Origin of the sequence: Nitratireductor arenosus (assembly GCF_009742725.1) — a bacterium.
GTDB lineage: Bacteria > Pseudomonadota > Alphaproteobacteria > Rhizobiales > Rhizobiaceae > Mangrovimarina > Mangrovimarina arenosa.
Map to the genome: position 1 here is coordinate 412,911 of NZ_WPHG01000002.1, position 16,460 is coordinate 429,370.

Annotated in this window: 22 protein-coding genes; 11 read left to right on the forward strand and 11 right to left on the reverse strand. The window is 65.9% G+C overall.

Annotation, left to right across the window (positions count from 1 at the left end; translation table 11 throughout):
- The first annotated feature begins 48 nt into the window (after window positions 1-48).
- Window positions 49-906, forward strand: a complete 858-nt coding sequence (locus tag GN330_RS08890; protein WP_425487163.1) for an alpha/beta hydrolase — start codon at window positions 49-51, stop codon at window positions 904-906.
- Window positions 907-928: 22 nt separating this feature from the next.
- Window positions 929-1,348 (forward strand): DUF1330 domain-containing protein, encoded by a 420-nt coding sequence (locus tag GN330_RS08895; protein WP_156712331.1) that lies wholly within the window; start codon window positions 929-931, stop codon window positions 1,346-1,348.
- Window positions 1,349-1,354: 6 nt separating this feature from the next.
- Here the strand turns inward: GN330_RS08895 and GN330_RS08900 are convergent, their stop codons facing one another.
- Entirely contained in the window at window positions 1,355-2,395 is a 1,041-nt protein-coding gene (locus GN330_RS08900) for a DUF1176 domain-containing protein (protein ID WP_156712332.1), read from the reverse strand.
- Between the two features lie 211 nt (window positions 2,396-2,606).
- On the opposite strand from GN330_RS08900, the gene GN330_RS23770 reads away from it, so the two are divergent.
- The 3 genes from GN330_RS23770 to GN330_RS08915 all read left to right on the forward strand — a co-directional run bounded on the left by GN330_RS23770 (window position 2,607) and on the right by GN330_RS08915 (window position 4,624).
- Complete coding sequence (locus tag GN330_RS23770; RefSeq protein WP_246188600.1) at window positions 2,607-3,071, forward strand: hypothetical protein; 465 nt, start codon at window positions 2,607-2,609, stop codon at window positions 3,069-3,071.
- A gap of 91 nt (window positions 3,072-3,162) precedes the next feature.
- A complete protein-coding gene (locus GN330_RS08910; protein ID WP_156712333.1) occupies window positions 3,163-3,462 on the forward strand; it encodes a DUF2218 domain-containing protein in 300 nt (99 codons plus the stop codon).
- Between the two features lie 106 nt (window positions 3,463-3,568).
- Window positions 3,569-4,624: an aldo/keto reductase gene (locus tag GN330_RS08915; protein ID WP_156712334.1), complete on the forward strand. Its 1,056-nt coding sequence runs from the start codon at window positions 3,569-3,571 to the stop codon at window positions 4,622-4,624.
- A gap of 54 nt (window positions 4,625-4,678) precedes the next feature.
- Here GN330_RS08915 and GN330_RS08920 read toward each other — a convergent pair whose 3' ends face one another.
- Window positions 4,679-4,936 (reverse strand): YjhX family toxin, encoded by a 258-nt coding sequence (locus GN330_RS08920; protein ID WP_156712335.1) that lies wholly within the window; start codon window positions 4,934-4,936, stop codon window positions 4,679-4,681.
- Window positions 4,937-5,209: 273 nt separating this feature from the next.
- On the opposite strand from GN330_RS08920, the gene GN330_RS08925 reads away from it, so the two are divergent.
- Together GN330_RS08925 and GN330_RS08930 are read left to right on the forward strand one after the other, a co-directional pair.
- Complete coding sequence (locus GN330_RS08925; RefSeq protein WP_156712336.1) at window positions 5,210-5,836, forward strand: hypothetical protein; 627 nt, start codon at window positions 5,210-5,212, stop codon at window positions 5,834-5,836.
- 38 nt (window positions 5,837-5,874) lie between these two features.
- Complete coding sequence (locus GN330_RS08930) at window positions 5,875-6,672, forward strand: YdcF family protein (RefSeq protein WP_156712337.1); 798 nt, start codon at window positions 5,875-5,877, stop codon at window positions 6,670-6,672.
- A gap of 81 nt (window positions 6,673-6,753) precedes the next feature.
- On the opposite strand, the gene GN330_RS08935 is transcribed toward GN330_RS08930, so the two are convergent.
- From GN330_RS08935 to GN330_RS08975, 9 genes are read right to left on the reverse strand one after another with little or no spacing between them, the layout of a single operon-like run.
- Window positions 6,754-6,981: a hypothetical protein gene (locus tag GN330_RS08935; protein ID WP_156712338.1), complete on the reverse strand. Its 228-nt coding sequence runs from the start codon at window positions 6,979-6,981 to the stop codon at window positions 6,754-6,756.
- 57 nt (window positions 6,982-7,038) lie between these two features.
- Entirely contained in the window at window positions 7,039-7,353 is a 315-nt protein-coding gene (gene hmuQ / locus GN330_RS08940) for a heme-degrading protein HmuQ (RefSeq protein WP_156712339.1), read from the reverse strand.
- A 12-nt stretch (window positions 7,354-7,365) separates the two neighbouring features.
- Window positions 7,366-7,635, reverse strand: coding sequence for a hypothetical protein (locus GN330_RS08945; protein ID WP_156712340.1), 270 nt, complete (start codon window positions 7,633-7,635; stop codon window positions 7,366-7,368).
- Window positions 7,636-7,658: 23 nt separating this feature from the next.
- On the reverse strand, window positions 7,659-8,789 hold the full coding sequence (locus tag GN330_RS08950; protein WP_156712341.1) for an energy transducer TonB: 1,131 nt from the start codon (window positions 8,787-8,789) through the stop codon (window positions 7,659-7,661).
- Complete coding sequence (locus GN330_RS08955; protein ID WP_156712342.1) at window positions 8,786-9,190, reverse strand: ExbD/TolR family protein; 405 nt, start codon at window positions 9,188-9,190, stop codon at window positions 8,786-8,788. The genes GN330_RS08950 and GN330_RS08955 overlap by 4 nt, the downstream gene beginning before the upstream one ends.
- A gap of 5 nt (window positions 9,191-9,195) precedes the next feature.
- Window positions 9,196-9,579 (reverse strand): biopolymer transporter ExbD, encoded by a 384-nt coding sequence (locus tag GN330_RS08960; protein ID WP_156712343.1) that lies wholly within the window; start codon window positions 9,577-9,579, stop codon window positions 9,196-9,198.
- Window positions 9,569-10,282, reverse strand: coding sequence for a MotA/TolQ/ExbB proton channel family protein (locus GN330_RS08965; RefSeq protein ID WP_156712344.1), 714 nt, complete (start codon window positions 10,280-10,282; stop codon window positions 9,569-9,571). Before GN330_RS08965 ends, GN330_RS08960 begins: the two co-directional genes overlap by 11 nt.
- Before the next feature lie 4 nt (window positions 10,283-10,286).
- Window positions 10,287-10,736 (reverse strand): hypothetical protein, encoded by a 450-nt coding sequence (locus GN330_RS08970; protein WP_156712345.1) that lies wholly within the window; start codon window positions 10,734-10,736, stop codon window positions 10,287-10,289.
- 2 nt (window positions 10,737-10,738) lie between these two features.
- A complete protein-coding gene (locus GN330_RS08975; RefSeq protein WP_156712346.1) occupies window positions 10,739-12,895 on the reverse strand; it encodes a TonB-dependent receptor domain-containing protein in 2,157 nt (718 codons plus the stop codon).
- A gap of 210 nt (window positions 12,896-13,105) precedes the next feature.
- Between GN330_RS08975 and hemP the strand changes: the two genes are divergently transcribed.
- Genes hemP through GN330_RS08995 form a run of 4 tightly spaced genes read left to right on the forward strand, consistent with a single transcriptional unit; the run spans window position 13,106 to window position 16,456 of the window.
- Complete coding sequence (hemP, locus tag GN330_RS24110) at window positions 13,106-13,318, forward strand: hemin uptake protein HemP (protein WP_343040475.1); 213 nt, start codon at window positions 13,106-13,108, stop codon at window positions 13,316-13,318.
- Window positions 13,319-13,345: 27 nt separating this feature from the next.
- Entirely contained in the window at window positions 13,346-14,407 is a 1,062-nt protein-coding gene (locus GN330_RS08985) for a hemin-degrading factor (RefSeq protein ID WP_156712891.1), read from the forward strand.
- Between the two features lie 11 nt (window positions 14,408-14,418).
- Entirely contained in the window at window positions 14,419-15,342 is a 924-nt protein-coding gene (locus GN330_RS08990; RefSeq protein ID WP_156712347.1) for a heme/hemin ABC transporter substrate-binding protein, read from the forward strand.
- Window positions 15,343-15,352: 10 nt separating this feature from the next.
- Window positions 15,353-16,456 carry a FecCD family ABC transporter permease gene (locus tag GN330_RS08995; protein WP_197435101.1) on the forward strand — a complete coding sequence of 368 codons (1,104 nt, stop codon included), beginning with the start codon at window positions 15,353-15,355 and terminating at the stop codon, window positions 16,454-16,456.
- The last annotated feature ends 4 nt before the right edge of the window (window positions 16,457-16,460 follow it).

Sequence of the window (16,460 nt, forward strand, 5' to 3'; positions counted from 1 at the left end):
GGCTTGCCAAGCCCGGCGGCGGACGGCACAGTCGCGGCGATGACCGGGATGTTTTGCCGTTTTCTGCTTTTCGCCGCCCTTTTGCTTGCCGCGGGCAGCGCCGGCGCTTTCGAACTCGCCCCCCACAAGGACCGGCTGTTCGCCTATCCGGCGACGCTCGGCTCGGCAGATGGCGGCCGATACCGCGTCGTCGACTATCGCGAGATGCGCGATATCAACGGCCGCGACGCCGTGCCGGAACGGCGGGTGCGCGACGACTACGTCTCCTTGCGCGTGCGCGCGTCCCAGCAGCAATACGCGCTCGGCGAGTTGCGCCACTACGCGGTCGGCCGGCGCGAGGGCGCCAAGATCATCACCATCTACCTGCACGGCCAGGGCGGCAGCCGCCGGCAGGGGGTCGACGACTTCACCTTCGGCGGCAATTTCAATCGCATCAAGAATTTGATGATGCGCAATGACGGGCTCTATCTGTCGCCCGACTTTCCCGATTTCGGCGCCGGCGGCAAGAACGCCATTGCCGCGTTGATCGAGCATTACGCCGCGCGCTCGCCGGCGGCGCCGGTCTTCGTCGCGTGCGGCTCGATGGGCGGGGCGCTGTGTTACGCGCTGGCAGAGGACGCGCGCGTTGCCGCGCGCCTCGGCGGACTGATTCTGCTCGGCTCGCACTGGGATGCGGATTTCCTCAAAAGCCCGGCCTTCAAGCGGAAAACCCCCGTCTTCATCGGCCAGGGCAGCCGCGACACGGTGTTTCCGGTCGAAAAACAGGAAGCGTTTTTCCGCGCGATCCTCGCGGCCGCGCCGGACTATCCCGTCCGTTTCGTGCGCTTCGAGACCGGCACGCACGGAACGCCGATCCGCATGACCGACTGGCGCGAGACGCTCAACTGGATGCTGACACGGCGCTGACGCGAATTCTTGGAGATCGTTCATGACCGGCTTCATCGATCCGACCCGCGAGACATTCGGCGAATTCAGGCAAATGCCGGAGGAGGGGGCCGTCCATATGCTCAATCTGGTGCGGCTGCGCGAGCGCGCGGCCTATCCGGACGGGCGCCGGGCGACCGGCGCGCAGGCCTACGCCGCCTACGGGAGCGAAAGCGGGCCGATCTTTCGCCGGGTCGGCGGCAAGATCGCCTGGGCCGGAGATTTCCGGTTGATGCTGATCGGCCCCGAAGACGAGCGCTGGGACCATTGCTTCATCGCCGAATATCCGTCGGGCGCCGCCTTCGTGGAGATGGTCAAGGATCCCGCCTACCAAAAGGCGGTCGTTCACCGTCAGGCGGCCGTCGCCGATTCCCGCCTGATTCGCCTGGCGCCGAAGGCAATTGGTGCCGGATTTGGCGAATAAAGCCGTTCACGGCGCCGAATAATAGTCGAGCAGCAATTCCGGATTGATCTCGCCGTCATAGGAGGCGTCGACCTCGTATTTGACCAGCGAAAAGCGGCCATGGCGGAACAGCCAGGTACCGGAGGCGGCCGCGTCGCCCAGTCCGCGCCATTTGGCGTAGGAGGTGATGGTGTAGTTTTCCGGATCGTAATCTGAATTCACCAGCTGGTTTTCGGCGGTGAAGCCGATGACGCGCATGGAATCGACCGGACCGTCGCTGTCGTCGTTTTCATAGCGAATGTCGAGTTCGGGTGTCGAAAAATGCAGTTCGCGCACGCCGTCGATCTCGTCTTCCACGTAATAGATATGCATCTCGTTATAGGCGCCGGCCCGGCAGTAAAACCGAAACAGCCGCAGCTGGCGCTCCGGGGCGTCGGCGTCGTCATAGCTGTAGCGGAAGCCGATCGTGTGGATGTCCGGCGCCTGCGGCCTGTCGCTGCCGGGCGGCGTCCCGTCGCAGGTCTGGTCGTAGGCGGCGTCGAACAGCGCCCTGGCGCGCTCGATGCCGGCGTCGCGCGGCGGGCTTGCCGGTGCGTCGCCGCATTGCGCCGGCAATGCATCCTCCAGCGGTTCGGAGGCCGGCTCAAGACTGGCTGCGACGATGAATAGCGGGCGGAACGGCTCGTCCTGGATCTGCGGATCGATCAGCCGGGCCGTGTAGCAGCCGGCATAAAGGTTTTGGCCGCCGCCTGCCTCCGTCGCACGGATCGCGACCGGGACCTGGAAAAACACGCTGCCGGCCGCGCCGTCTTCAGCCGCAGCGCCGGCGACGAGTTCCACGCTTTCGGTCGTGGCGTAGCCGTTAGCAAACGCGTCGAGGTCGGCCGCCGGCTTGTCCTCGCCGAAATAGCTCCAGGCGCGGGCATATTCCTTGCGGTTGACGGCGTTGTAGTAGGAGGCGATCAGCGCGGCCGCGTCGGAACGGTCGTCGCGATAGGGCCGGTCCTGCGCGCCGGCCGGCACGGCGGCGGTGATAGTCGCGACAAGGCAAAACAAACCGGTGCGCATGCTGGTTCTCCTGCGATTCTCGTGTTGCGATCGCGCCCGAGCATAAACGACGATGGCGGCGAAGCTGTGAACACTCTCACCCAGCGGCCCGACGAGGCAAGCCGCACCGCCGCTACGATGACTCAATTTGGTCCGGTTTTTTGGCCAGCTTGTTAATTCCTTGTGCCTATCGTGCCGGCGCGTTCATGGCAAAACCCTTGGAGCAGGTGGTTTGAGCGGCTTCTCGACCAGCGAGTTTGCGACACTTCTCGACGAACTCATCGCGGCAAAGGCCGACGAGAGCGAGGCGGAGTGCGCCGGGCCGTCGGTGCCGTTCGGCTTCGTGCCGTCCTCCGAGGCCGTCGAGGAATTGTGGGCCAATGTTCCAGGCGAAGTGGTGGCGAGCCTTTATCGCCGCACCGGACTGGAGAGCCTGGCCGAGAACGCGCCTGGCATCGAAACGCCCGATCCGCCGGAAGAACCGCTGCCGCCGGCCGATCCGGCCGCGATAGCGGCCGAACTCAAGATCGCCTATGCGCGCTGGCCGAAGGATTTCGACCGGATCCGGCGCGAATTCGCCCGCGACAACCACCCCGACAAGGTGGCGCCGGATCGGCGCGAGCGGGCGCTTGCGCGCATGCAGATCGCCAACATGCTGATCGACCGGGCCAAGCGCAACGCAGCCGCCAAGCGCTGATCGCTTTAACTTGACTATTTTTATCAGATTTAACTTGCGTTCCGGGCCCCGCTGACCGATCTCTCCTCCATGATGTCATGAGGAGACGATGATGAGCGACCACGAAAGCGATCCGCTGACCTCTACCGCGATGGTGACGACCGATAAGGCCAGCCGCTACCTGCAGCAATTGTGCAAGCATTTCGGCCATAAGCGCCCCGTCAACTTCACCCCTGAACACGGCTCGATCGAATTCGATTTCGGCGCCTGCACACTCTCAGCCGGCGAAAAAATGCTGACCATGACGGTGAGCGCCGGCACGCCGGAAGACCTGGAGCGTATGCGTTCGGTGATCGCCAGCCATCTCGAGCGTTTCGCCTTCCGCGAACCGCCGGCGATCGACTGGCGCTGACCCCTATGCCGTCCTTTGGCCACGCGGACGCTTTTGCGCGCGGTGGTTGGTGGCTATAGTCGCCACTTCAAGATCCGCCCGGATCGACCAATCCCGGAGAGTTTTTATGCAAAAGCGCCGCATCGGCCGCACGGACCTGTTTGTTTCGCAAATCTGCCTCGGTTCGATGACCTGGGGCGAGCAGAACACCGAGGCCGAGGGCCACGCGCAGATGGATATCGCCTTCGCGCGCGGGGTGAATTTCATCGACACGGCCGAGCTTTACCCGATCCCGCCAAAGGCGGAGACCCAGGGCCGCACGGAGACGATCATCGGCACGTGGATGAAGGCGCGCGGCAATCGCGGCGATGTCGTCCTGGCGTCGAAAGTCGTCGGACGGACCGCGAATGAATGGTTTCGCGGCGGGCGGCCGTCCAAACTCGTGCGCGCCGACATTTTCGACGCCATCGACAAGTCTTTGAAAAAACTCCAAACCGACTATCTCGACCTCTACCAGATCCACTGGCCCGAGCGGCCGATCCCCTGGGGCTCAAACCCGACCCGCGTCGGCGCGGCCGACCAGGCCGACGGACCCGCCGACGAAACGCCGATCGCCGAAACGCTGGCTGTGTTCGACGAATTGGTGAAGGCCGGCAAGATCCGCCATTTCGGCCTGTCGAACGAAAGCGGTTGGGGCCTGATGCGGTTCGTTGCCGAAAGCGACCGGCAGGTCGGGCCGCGCGCGGCCTCGATCCAGAACGCCTACAATCTCGTCAACCGCACGTTCGAGGTGAACCTCGCCGAGGCCTGCCGCCGCGAGGATGTCGCGCTTTTAGCCTATTCGCCGCTGGCGCAAGGATATCTGACCGGAAAATACGAGGACGGCGCCTTGCCGAAGGGCTCGCGCAAGCAGCTCTTCGACAGGCTGCAACGTTACGAGACCCCGAACGCGGCCGAGGCCTTTGGCGCCTATAACGCGCTCGCCCGGCAGTTCGGCATGGAACCGGCGCTATTTGCCAACGCGTTCGTCACCCACAGTCCCGTGGTGACGTCCAACATCATCGGCGCTACGTCGATCGCGCAACTGGAAACCGCTCTGGATTCCGCCGAGGTGGATTGGAGCGAGGAGATGCGGGACGCCGTTGACGCCGTTCATCAGCGGGTCGGAAACCCCTGCCCGTGACGATGCTGCCCGTCCCGGCCGGCCGCAAGGCGCGGCGGTCGGGACGGGCGCTTTTCAGCGGTTGTCGAGCTGCGCGCGCACCAGGGCAAGCCCGCGCCGCGTGATGCGGTAGGGGCCGCCCTGGCTTGAGGCGATGGCGCGCTTGCGCCTGAGCTTACGGAACAGGAACTGGTCGAAATGCGTGAACATCCAGCCTTCGCGGCTGTAGCATTCGATCTGTCCGATCTTACCGTCTTCGTTGCGCGCCAGACGGATGAATCCGCCCTGCGCCAGCACGTGCAGCACGCGCTGTTCCTTGCGTGAAATATCCATTTGTCGGTGAAGTCCACGATGCGCGGCGCATATGCGCCGCGGCCACGACAAGCAGCGGCGTGCCACCGGGCGCGCCGTGCCGGCTCATGGTCGGGCCCGATCCGTCGCCGGATCGGGCTTTATCGGGATTCAGACAAGGTGGACATAAAAGCTCCGAATTGCCGGGACATAGACGAAAACGGCGTCGGGTCAATCCGCTACGACAGTTGCGAATTGTCGAAGGCCGCGAGCGTTGATAATTTGCAACAGGGGCATGGGTGGGAAGACGGACATATGAGTGATGTGAGGGATCGGGCCGACGGCATGCCGGCGCGCCGACAGGGGCGGATTGTCATCCGCGAAACCGAGGACGGCATCGGCGTCTACAACCCCGCCCGGCGCGAACCGCTGGCCTTAGGGTTCCTGTTGTTCTGGCTGATCGGCTGGGGGGCAGGCGAGGTCTTCGTCGTGTGGCAAGTGCTGAGCGGCGGCCCGGCGGCGCTCGACCTCTTCTTGCTGTTTTGGCTCGCCGGCTGGACCGCCGGCGGTTTCATGATCGGCGGGGTGGTGCTGTGGCAATTGATCGGCGTCGAAAAACTGTTCCTGGTCAGTGCCGGCGCGATCGTCGTCGAACGCGGCTTCCGGCCGTTCGGCCGCAAACAGGTCTACCCGGTCGAAAACGTGTCGTCCGTCGGGCTGATGCCCGACAAGCCGCCGGAAGTGCCGAGCATTTTCGCGCCGCGCCGGATCGGCTTCGTCGCCGGCGGCAAGACGCGCAGCTTCGGCATCGGGCTCGACGACGCGGAAGCCGCCGCCGTGCTTGCCGAGCTGCGCCGGTTCGTTGACCGATTCGCGCCGCCAGAACCGGATACGACCGACCGGCCGGATACGGACGAACAGGAAGACGCCGTCCGGCCCTGAGTCGGAGCGGCGCCGATGCGCCAGGGGAGAAATCCAGCTTGTTTTACGTCGTATCGAAGATTTTCTGGGCGTTGGCCAATCCTCTCAGCCTGTCGGTCCTGCTGCTGATAACGGCACTGACCGCCGGCCTGTTGGGCTGGCGGCGCAGCGCCGGCGCGGCGACATTCGCGGCAACGGCTATCCTCCTGCTCGGTGGGTGGACGACGGCGGGCGCGCTTTTGCTGCACCCGCTCGAGGACCGCTTTCGCCGGCCCGACAGGCTGCCCGAAACCGTTGCCGGGATCGTGGTCCTCGGCGGTGGCTTCGAAGGCGGCGTCAACCGGGTGCGCGGCGGCTACGAATTGAACCGGAGCGGCGACCGCTTCGTGGAGACGGCGGTCCTGGCGCGGCGCCTGCCTGACGCCAAAATCCTGATCTCGGGCGGCAGCGGCGCGTTGCTGTTGAAAGGCGAGAGCGACGCTGAGACCGCGCCGCGTCTCCTGGAAGCGCTCGGCGTTGATCCCGGCCGGCTGCTGTTGGAAAACCAGTCGCGCAACACCTATGAGAACGCGCAGTTCTCCCACCGGCTCGCCAAGCCCGCGCCTGGAGAGCGTTGGCTGCTTGTCACCTCCGCCTTTCACATGCCACGCTCGATGGGGCTTTTCCGTAAGGCCGGCTTCGACGTTATTGCCTGGCCGACAGACTACCGCACGAGCGGTCAGGAAACGCCCGGACTGACGCAGGACAATCCGATCGATTCCCTGCACAACATGGTGCTGGCCGTACGTGAATGGATCGGGCTTGTCGCTTATCGGCTGGCAGGGTGGACCGGCGCGCTCTTGCCAGCGCCGCGCTAGAGCCGTCCGAGCCGGGGAACGCCCGTGGTTTTGATATCGCCCGTCAAACTATAATCGCCCGACCTTGGTCTTTCGCGCGTCTTACGGCGTCACGCGCGGCTCGCGGTGCCTGCACCGCATCGCCGCGCGCTCCTGGCCAGACGACGAAATCCCGGCGGTCAAACGATCCCATTTTAAGATGAACGGCTTGAGGCCGAAATCCTGTCCCAGCGGCGGTGGTGCGTCGACGAGGACGGTTTGCCGATCGGCCTCCACCATCGCTCGCTCGATGCCGGCCAGCGCCACGAGGTCGACAAGGCGATGGCGCACAGCGTCCTGCGCGCGATCGTCGTCACCTCCACGCCCAAACCGCGGGAGGCTGCATGTCTACGCGCCCTCGACCACGGAAAAGCCCTCGAACTGGGGATGGCCGAGATAAAGCGGCGTGTTGGAGCCCGCATTCTTGTGCGCGTCGCGGAACTGCTGCGACTTGGTCCAGGCGAGGAAGTCTTCGTGGCTCGCCCAGACGGTATGGGAGGCGAACAAGGTGTAACCTTCGTCTTCATTGCGCGCGCCGCGCAAAAGGTGGAAGGATTTGAAGCCGTTCATCTCCGACAGGCTGGAATCGCGCCCTTTCCAGACTTGTTCGAAATCGGCTTCCGACCCGGTTTTGACCTTGAAACGGTTCATGGCGATATACATGGCGGTGTCCTTTCAGGCTTTGGAGAGGGGTGTTGGCGTGCGCTCGCAGCGGTCCGTTTCCGGCTCGGGAAAGGACACCACGCCGGCCGGCAGCCGGGCCGGCCGGTCGCGGAACGGGTTCGGGCCGGCCTGGCAAAGATCGGCGGGCCGCTTGCCGTCGAGGTCGACGATGCCGCCGCGCCGGCGGTCGAATTGGTCCTCAAACAGCGCGCGCAGGCGCGGGTCCAGCCCGTCGCCATGGCGCTGCGCGACGAGGCGGTCGAAGGCGAGCATGCCGGTCATGACTATCCTTTCGCGGTTGGGTGTCAGCGTGCCAGGCCGAGCGGGACGGAAAACTTCCAGTTCGAACGGCCCGCCGCGGCCGGTATTGGCGGGAACGGAGCCGCGCGCCGCACCGAGGCGAGGGCGGCCTTGTCCAGCGTGTCGGAGCCGGAGCTCTGGATGATGCGCACCGAGCCGAGACCGCCATTGCGGGTGACGACGAAGTGGACATGGACGTCGCGCCGGGCGTCGCGCCGGGCGGCGCGAGACACGCCGCGCAGCGCCCTGCGGAGCTTGCGCGCCACCTTGCCGGGATAGTTGGAGACGGCGGCGTTGCCGGCCGCGCCCTGCTTGCGGCTGCCGGTGCCCTGTGCGGCCGCGCGGCCGCGTTCGTTGCCGTTGGCCTCGCCGCGCCGCGTGCTCTGCTCGGCTCGGCCGCCCTGGCCGGAGGCCTGCTTTTTCTTGCGTTGCTTGCGCGGGGTTTCGGCCTTCTTGCGCGGGGCTTCCCTGGCGCGCGGTTTTTCAGGCCGTACCAGCGCCTGCTGGACTTTCGGCGGTTGCGGGCGCGCGGTCGGCAAGGGCACGTCGTCGGGGATGGCGATCTCGTCGACGGGCGCCAGCGCCTCGGACGTCTTAACGGGGGTAATCCGGGCGCGTGCGGTCACGACCGGCTCGGCCTCCGGCGCCGGCTCGGGCGCGGTCGTTGCCGCGTTGACAGGCTCGACCCCGACCGGGGCGATCGCCTCGGCCGGCACCAGCACCTGCGCCGGTTGCGGCGCCTGCGGCGCGACGGCTTCCGTGACATCGGCCACCCGAGGCTCGGCTTTGGTCGTCTCGGCTGCGTCGGCCGCCCGGGCGGCGATTTCGCGGCTTTCCGTTTCGGGTATCGGGCGGGGCTGGACGGCTTCGTCCGGTTCGACGGTTTCGCCGGCCGGCGCCTCCCTGGCGGCCGCCGTTTCGGCCGGCGTGTCGACGGGCTCGACAATCTCGCTGTCGGGCGCCGGCTCGCCGGCGGCGAAGGCTTCTTCGAACGAGCCGAGCAGCGCGACCTCCATCGCCGCCGAGCCGGCGATGTCGACCGCCTCGGGCCGTTCGGCGAGCAGATAGGCGGCAGCGCCGGCATGCACCAGGCCCGAGGCGAGCACCGCGATCGACCATTTCCAGGCGGACCTCATGGCGTCTCCCGCTCGGTGACGAGGGCGATCCGGCCGGCGCCGGCGTCGCGCAGCGCCGCCACGATGCCGATCAGCTCCTGTGCCGGCAGTGCGCGGTCGGCCGCGACCTTGACAACCGGTATGGCTCCGTCCGCGCCGGAGGCGGCGCGCAACCGCTCGACATAATCGGCTGCCGTGACGGGTTCGCCGCCGGCGCTGAGGGCGCCGTCGCTGGTCACGAACAGCGCGCGCGGCGGCTCGGCACGATCGGATTGCGAGGTGGTGATCAGGGCGACGTCCCGTTCCATCGGCGGCGTCAGCGTGCCGGCGATCAGGAAAAAGATCAGCATCAAAAAGACGATGTTGATCAGGGTGATCGTCGATTCGTGCCTTGTACGGGGGCGTGGGCGTGGCAGCTTCATGGCGGCTACCGCGCGACGGAAAGCGACAGGCCGGTGCCGCGGCGGATCGCCTCGATGGCGCCGACCATGGCCTGGGAGGTCATATCGCCACGTACCAGAATCACGGCGGTTTCGGCGCCGGCCTGCTCCAGGCGGCCGATTTCCACAAGCGCGTCGGCTTCGGTGAGAGGTCGCCCGTTCACGCGCCAGTCCGTCTCCGACAGCCGAACGATGATATCGGGGGGCTTGCCGGCGACAGCCTCGCCGGCGCGGCCGCCGGTGATCTCGACCTCGGAGAATTTGGCGAAGGTGGAGGTCAGCATGAAAAACAGCAGCAGCAGGAAGATGACGTCGATCAGCGATGTCACGGAGACCGGACGCCGGGGTCGGCGGGCGGTTTCAATGCGCATGGCTTCGTTCCACCGCGGCCGGCTGGGCGGCTTCGGGCGTATTTGGTTCCAGCCGGGTGCCGGCCGTGCCGAGTGCCTGCTGCGACAGGAACGCGGTGGTGACGGTCTCGATCGCCACGCGCTCGTTTTCGATGCGGGTCTCGAACCAGGTCAGCACCAGCGAAACCGGCATCGCCACGGCAAGGCCGGCCGCCGTCGTCAAAAGAGCGACCCAGATGCCGCCGGCCAGGAGGGACGGGTCGACGGCGCTGCCGGCGCCCTGCAACTGCCGGAACGCCTCGATCATGCCGAGCACCGTGCCGAACAGGCCGAGCAGCGGCGCGATCTGGGCGATGGCGTCGAGCGCGCGCAATCCGCGCTGCAGGTCGTGCAGGCGCGTGACGGCCACACGGCCGATCTCGTCCTCGATCACCGCCTTGGACGCGGCACGGTTTGCCGAAAGCCGCATCGCAGTCGCCAATGCGCCGCCAACCGGCGAGGGATCCGTCTCGGCCATCTGGCGGCCATCGCCGACGCTGCCGTGAACCCACAGATGCAAGGCGCGGTTGGCCACTGCACCGGAACCGACGCGCTCGCGCCAGAACTGGGTCAGCTTGATCAGGATCAGCGCCAGCGCGAACACCGACAGCACGAGCAGGATGGCCACCACCGGGCCACCGAGCTCGAGAAAGGCGCGCACATCGTCGAGAATGTTGGGCTTCATGGCGTCACACTCCGAATTCGATGGCCGTCTTGGTCGCCGGTTCGAGGGCGCGCAGACAGGCCGTCGCATCGACGCCGGCTCCCTCGCACTGGGTGGCGTCGTTGACCAGCACCCGGCCGACACCGGCACAGTCCACGCCGGGCAGGTCGAACTGCCTGACCTTGGTCTTGCCCTGCGGCAGGGCCTTGAAATCGAGCGTCACCAGCCGGTCGACCATGCCGGCCTTGTCGAACAGCACGATCTCGAAGGCCGCCTTGTCGAGGGCCGCACCGAGCTGGTTGGCAATCACGAAAGTGAAACGGCAGCCGCCGTCACCCGGCTCGATCGCGTTCAGCTCCAGTGCGAGCGAGGGGCCCGGCTCGCCCGTTTGAGCGAGGGCCGGGCCGCCCGCGACGGGCGACAGCACAAGGATCGCGGTCAGAATACGACTTGCGGTCGTCACCCGTTTTTTCATCGTTACCATCCGAACTGCTTGCTGAGGGAAAGCTTGAACGTGCGGCCCTTGGCTGCGTCGTTGTGCAGGAACTCCTTAAACTCGGTGTCGAAAAGATTGTCGACACCGAATTCGGCTTCCCAGCCGGCGAACTGGTCGTCCTGGGGCGTCCAGCTCACGAAAACGTCGTGCACGTCGAAGCTGTCGGCGAACCGTGTCGAGGTGCCTGTCCAGTTTGCCTGCGAGGAGCGCAGGGCGGGATCCTGCGGCGCGGCGACCACGCGTGCCTTCCAGCCAAACCTGAGGTCGTGCTGCGGCAGCTTGCCGCCGAGCGTGAAGGCCAGCTCGTGCGGGGCGACCGTGGTCAGATAGGCGCCGGTCGTCTGGTCCTTGCCGACGACGTGCGAATAACCGGCATTGGCGAAGATGAAGTCCGATTCGTAGGCGAGTTCGACCTCGAAGCCGTAGATACGCGCCTTGTCGATATTGACGTAGCCGGGCAGGGCGTTCGGCCCGGGACGGAGCGCCGGATTGAGGCTGATCAGGTCGCTGATGTCGTTGTAGAAGCCGGTCGTCTTCAACTGCACGCCGTCGCCCGGCTGAAAAATGTCGTAGCCCGACAGCGCAAAGCCGATCTCGTAATTGTTCGAGGCTTCCTTGTTCAGGTCGAGGCTGGGCAGGAAGGAATTGCGCGAGCCGCCAGTCGAAAACACCTCATCGAGCGTGGCGAAGCGTTCGGTATGGGCGATCGAGCCGAACACGGCGACATGGTCGTTGAAGCGGTAGTGGGCGGCGATCTTGGGCGAGACGGCGGTGTCGGTGTCGGAGGCGGTCAGCCCGGTGCTCGTGCCCGGCGACAGACGGTGCCAGTCCAGCCGGACGCCGGGAATGATCGTCAGACGCTCGTCCCAGATGAATTCGTTCTGCACGAACAGGCCGGTCTTCAGGTCGGTGCCTTCTGGATGGAAATTGATGCCGCCCGGCGTGCCGGCCAGCGTCATCGGCTCGGCGGTGCGGACCTGGTAGGCGGTCTGCCAGCCATAGGTGAGAAAGTTCTCCCAGTTCTCGCCGCGCCACTCGCTGGTGTTTTGCACGTTGAACTGCCAGGTCCGGTAGCCGTATTCGGTGTCGCAGAACAAAAGGCTTGTCGCGCAGGTCAGCCCGAACATCGGGTTGCCGGTTGCGTCGGTCTGGTCGACCTTGGTGTCGGAATAGGAGGCCGAAACCTTCAGGTCGAGCCAGTCATTGTCGCTGAACGGATTTTCGTAGGAAACGACGCCGGTGCGGTCGACGACGTGGCGGTCGACCGTGCCGAACAGCGATTCGGTGCCGACCTGGGCATAATCCTGATCGTCGGCATCCGAATCCCACTGCTGGTAGGAGAGCCTGAGCCGGCCTTCCTCGCCGACATTGAACGTGCCCTTGGCAAGACCCGACCAGGCGGAAAAGTCGGAGCTGCGGATTTCGGTGCCGTTGCCGGTGACATAGGGATCGGCGCGGCGGAAATTGCCCGACAGCAGGAATTCGGCGTCGGCGCTCATGCGCTGGGCAAACACCACCGAGCCGAGCCAGCCGTTACGGTTGGAATTGAAGCCGCCCTTCAGGCGGAGCGCGCCGGTGTCGCCGTCGGCGATGAAGTCGGAGGCGTCCTTGGTGACGAAATTGATCACCCCGCCAAGCGCGCCCGAGCCGTAGAGCGTCGAGGAAGCCGGTCCGCGCAGCACCTCGACTTTCTTGTAGAGCTCGGGATCGGAGAAAAAGCCGCCCATGCGATACTGTTCGTAGAATTTGGTCGCGCCATCGACGGTGACGATGATGCGGCCTTCCTCGCCGGCCGATTCGGGCGCGCCGATCCCGCGGATGTTGAAGGTCTGGCCGAACACGCGGTCGGAGCCGGAGGTGTTGACGCCGGGGATACGTTTCAGGACATCGCCAACGGTCGTCGCCTGTTCCTGATCGATATCTTCCTGCTCGACGACACTGACGGATTGCGGGGTGTCGATGGCAATTTTTTCGACGCCGGCGCCAAGCACGAGACGCTGCAGCAGCGTCACGCGCCCTTGCTTGTCGGCGACATTCGTTTGCGCGCCGTCTTGGGCATGCGTCACGCTGGCCGTCGCGACCGCGACGACGGCGGCACTCCCCAAAAGACAAAATACGTTACGAGACACGAGCCCCATCACCCAACTCCTGATTCCATAGGCTGAGATGCTGGCTGGCCCGGGGCTTGCTCGCATGTGATTGTTCTTGCCGGGCTTTAAACTTGAATTTCAAACTCCGGTATTGCGCTTCGTAATTAACCTGACTAAAGCTGTCAAGAAATCAATCGACCGTTTCACGACGCCCAGCCAGCTCCTCTGCAAGCCCGGCGCGAATGGAGGCTCTGTGACGTGAACACCGATCGCGCAAAAATCGATTCGCCTGGATACAGGCCCCATGCCGCCCTTCGACCGGGCGCCGACACGGGCAGCCAGAAATCGCTGCCGCGCACCGTGACCAGCGAAGCCCTGTTCGACGGGGCTCAGGAAATCGGCATCGAGCACGGCGACGCGCTCTACCGGTTGAAAATCACCCGCCAGGGCAAACTCATTCTCAACAAATAGGGGCGGGCCATGAACGTCAGCACGACCATGAATGTAGACACGAAAACAACGCCGGCCGATATCCGCCAGACGCGGATCGACAATCCCAAGCTGCGCGAGCGCGATCTGGCCGAGCGGCTTGGGATCAGCGAAGCCGAATTGGTCGCGGCCCATTGCGGCCACGGCGTGCGGCGCATCGCCCCCGATCTCGACAGGCTTCTGGCCGGACTCGGCGCGCTCGGCGAAGTGATGGCGCTGACGCGCAATGAAAGCGCGGTGCACGAAAAGATCGGCCCCTACGACAAACCGGTGCCCGGCAAGCATGCGGCGATGCTTTTGGGCAAGGACATCGATTTGCGGCTGTTTCCGCGCCATTTCGTGCATGGGTTCGCGGTCGAAAAGCGCGACGAGACCAATGTGCGGCGCAGCCTGCAGTTTTTCGACGCCCACGGCGATGCCGTTCACAAGATCCATCTGCGTCCGGCCTCCGACGTCAACGCCTACGAGGGACTGGTCGCAACCCTGCTTTCCGACGATCAGACCGCCTCGGTCGCGATCGCGCCGCCGCCCGCCACCGGTGGGGCGGAGCCGACCGACACGCCAGTCGATACCGACGCGCTGCGCACGCGCTGGGCGGATATGCGCGACGTGCATCAGTTCATCGGCATTTTGCGCGACCTGAAATTGACGCGGCGGCGCGCCGTCGAACTGGTCGGGCGGGATTTCGCCTATCGGCTCGACAATGAAGCCGTGGCGGCGATGATGCATGAGGCCGCGCGCATTGCGCTGCCGATCATGTGTTTCGTCGGCAGCCGCGGCTGTATCCAGATTCATTCCGGGCCGATCCGCACGCTGAAGCCGATGGGCCCCTGGCTCAACGTCATGGATCCGAGCTTTCACCTGCATTTGCGCACCGACCACATCAGCGATGCGTGGGCGGTGAAAAAGCCGACCAAGGACGGTCATGTCACCTCGATCGAGGCGTATGACGCCCGGGGAAGCCTGATCATCCAGTTTTTCGGCCAGCGCGAGGAAGGCACTGTCGAGCGCACCGCGTGGCGTTCGCTGGTCGCCGACCTTCCCGCTTATGCCCAGTCCACAGCCGCGTGAGGAGCAAGCCCATGAAGACCTGGAATTCGCGCCGCAGCCTGTTGCGCGCCGGCGCCTGCCTGTTGACCGCGGCGCTGACGATGGCCCCGCTTGTCGCGCCGCGGCCAGGCGGGCATGCGCAGGCCTCCGAAACCGCCGCGCTCGCCGACAGCGAACGGCTGGTGTCGATCGGCGGCTCGGTGACGGAGATCATCTATGAACTCGGCGAGCAGGGCCGGCTGGTGGCGCGCGATTCGACCGGGCAATATCCCCCGGCGGCGATCGCGCTACCCGACGTCGGTTATATGCGCCGGCTGTCGCCCGAAGGCGTGCTGTCGGTCGATCCCGACGCCATCCTGGCCTTGGAGGGCAGCGGCCCGCCCGAGGCGATCGATGTGCTCGAAAAGGCGCGCGTGCCGATGGTGATGGTGCCCGAGCGGTTCGACGGCGAGGGGATCTTGGCCAAGATTCGCAGCATCGGCAAGGCGCTCGGTGTCGAGGATAAGGCCACTGCGCTGGTTGACAAGGTGGGCGGCGAACTGGAGGCCGCGCGGCAATTGACGGCCGACATTGCTCCGCGCAAGCGGGTTTTGTTCGTGCTGAGCCTGCAGGGCGGCAAGATCCTGGCCGCTGGCGCCGACACGGCAGCAAGCGGCATCGTCGCGCTTGCCGGCGCCGAAAACGCGGTGTCGGGGTTCGAAGGTTACAAGCAACTGACCGACGAGGCGGTGATCGAGGCACAACCCGATGTCGTCCTGATGATGGCGCGCGGCGACGATCTCGAGATTTCGGAACAGGAACTGTTCGCGCATCCGGCGATCGCCCAGACGCCGGCGGGGACGAACCGGCAGCTTGTGCGCATGGACGGGCTTTATCTGCTCGGCTTCGGACCGCGTACCGCTGCGGCCGCGCGCGATCTGGCGCTCCGCCTTTACGGCGATCGTGTCTCCAACTGACGGCGTGGCGATGTCTCAGTCGACCGCTGCGATGCCCGTAGGCGTGCACGAACAAGGCGGCGCGGGCGACCGGTCGTCCCGTGCGCGCCTTGCCCTTGTCGTGCTGAGCGTTCTCCTGGCCGCGACCGTGGTCGCCAGTCTGGGTTATGGCGCGTCGGATGCCTCGATTTGGGGTGTGGTTGCCGATCTCGCCGCGCGTGCGCGCGGCGGCGAGGCCGCGATGTCGTTGCGCGACCAGGTGATTGTTTATGACATTCGCCTGCCGCGCACGATCCTGGGGCTTCTGATCGGGGCCGCGCTCGCCGTCTCGGGCGCGGTGATGCAAGGGCTGTTCCGCAACCCGCTGGCCGATCCGGGCCTAGTGGGCGTGTCCGCCGGTGCGAGCCTGGGAGCGGTATCTGTCATCGTTTTGGGCGGCTCGACGTTGGCGCCGCTGGTCGCGGTGTTCGGCCTCTACGCGCTGCCGGCGGCCGCTTTCGCCGGCGGGCTGGTGGTGACGTTGTCGCTCTACCGCATCTCGACGCGCAGCGGCCGGACCTCGGTCGCGACCATGCTGTTGGCCGGCATCGCGCTCGGCGCCCTGGCGATGGCGTTTACCGGCGTGCTGATCTTCATGGCCGACGACCGGCAGTTGCGCGACCTCACCTTCTGGACCCTGGGATCGCTGGCCGGGGCGACCTGGGCCAAGATCGCCGCCGCCGGCCCGGTGATCGTGCTGGCGCTGGCGGCCACGCCCTTTGTCGCGCGCGGGCTCAACGCGTTGGCGCTCGGCGAGGCGACCGCCCACCATATCGGCGTGCCCGTGCAACGGCTGAAGAACGTTTCGATTGTCGGTGTGGCTGCGGCGGTGGGCGCGTCGGTTGCCGTTTCCGGCGGCATCGGCTTCGTCGGCATCGTGGTGCCGCATCTGCTCAGGCTCCTGATCGGACCGGACAACCGCTACCTGCTGCCGGCCTCGGCACTTTTGGGCGCAAGCCTGCTGCTTGCGGCCGACGCCGTCAGCCGCACCATCGTCGCGCCGGCCGAACTGCCGATCGGCATCGTGACCGCGGCCGTCGGCGCGCCGTTCTTCCTGTGGATCCTGCTGCGCCGGCGCGGGCTCCTCGACCTCTAAACAC

What these genes read in the sequence shown, in the direction of transcription:
- GN330_RS08890 (WP_425487163.1), top strand. Translation starts at nt 49, where the DNA reads ATGTTTTGCCGTTTTCTGCTTTTCGCCGCCCTTTTGCTTGCCGCGGGC.
- GN330_RS08895 (WP_156712331.1), top strand. Translation starts at nt 929, where the DNA reads ATGACCGGCTTCATCGATCCGACCCGCGAGACATTCGGCGAATTCAGG.
- GN330_RS08900 (WP_156712332.1), bottom strand. Translation starts at nt 2,395, where the DNA reads ATGCGCACCGGTTTGTTTTGCCTTGTCGCGACTATCACCGCCGCCGTG.
- GN330_RS08910 (WP_156712333.1), top strand. Translation starts at nt 3,163, where the DNA reads ATGAGCGACCACGAAAGCGATCCGCTGACCTCTACCGCGATGGTGACG.
- GN330_RS08915 (WP_156712334.1), top strand. Translation starts at nt 3,569, where the DNA reads ATGCAAAAGCGCCGCATCGGCCGCACGGACCTGTTTGTTTCGCAAATC.
- GN330_RS08920 (WP_156712335.1), bottom strand. Translation starts at nt 4,936, where the DNA reads ATGGATATTTCACGCAAGGAACAGCGCGTGCTGCACGTGCTGGCGCAG.
- GN330_RS08925 (WP_156712336.1), top strand. Translation starts at nt 5,210, where the DNA reads ATGAGTGATGTGAGGGATCGGGCCGACGGCATGCCGGCGCGCCGACAG.
- hmuQ (WP_156712339.1), bottom strand. Translation starts at nt 7,353, where the DNA reads ATGTATATCGCCATGAACCGTTTCAAGGTCAAAACCGGGTCGGAAGCC.
- GN330_RS08945 (WP_156712340.1), bottom strand. Translation starts at nt 7,635, where the DNA reads ATGACCGGCATGCTCGCCTTCGACCGCCTCGTCGCGCAGCGCCATGGC.
- GN330_RS08950 (WP_156712341.1), bottom strand. Translation starts at nt 8,789, where the DNA reads ATGAGGTCCGCCTGGAAATGGTCGATCGCGGTGCTCGCCTCGGGCCTG.
- GN330_RS08955 (WP_156712342.1), bottom strand. Translation starts at nt 9,190, where the DNA reads ATGAAGCTGCCACGCCCACGCCCCCGTACAAGGCACGAATCGACGATC.
- GN330_RS08960 (WP_156712343.1), bottom strand. Translation starts at nt 9,579, where the DNA reads ATGCGCATTGAAACCGCCCGCCGACCCCGGCGTCCGGTCTCCGTGACA.
- GN330_RS08965 (WP_156712344.1), bottom strand. Translation starts at nt 10,282, where the DNA reads ATGAAGCCCAACATTCTCGACGATGTGCGCGCCTTTCTCGAGCTCGGT.
- GN330_RS08970 (WP_156712345.1), bottom strand. Translation starts at nt 10,736, where the DNA reads ATGAAAAAACGGGTGACGACCGCAAGTCGTATTCTGACCGCGATCCTT.
- GN330_RS08975 (WP_156712346.1), bottom strand. Translation starts at nt 12,895, where the DNA reads ATGGGGCTCGTGTCTCGTAACGTATTTTGTCTTTTGGGGAGTGCCGCC.
- GN330_RS08985 (WP_156712891.1), top strand. Translation starts at nt 13,346, where the DNA reads ATGAATGTAGACACGAAAACAACGCCGGCCGATATCCGCCAGACGCGG.
- GN330_RS08990 (WP_156712347.1), top strand. Translation starts at nt 14,419, where the DNA reads ATGAAGACCTGGAATTCGCGCCGCAGCCTGTTGCGCGCCGGCGCCTGC.
- GN330_RS08995 (WP_197435101.1), top strand. Translation starts at nt 15,353, where the DNA reads ATGTCTCAGTCGACCGCTGCGATGCCCGTAGGCGTGCACGAACAAGGC.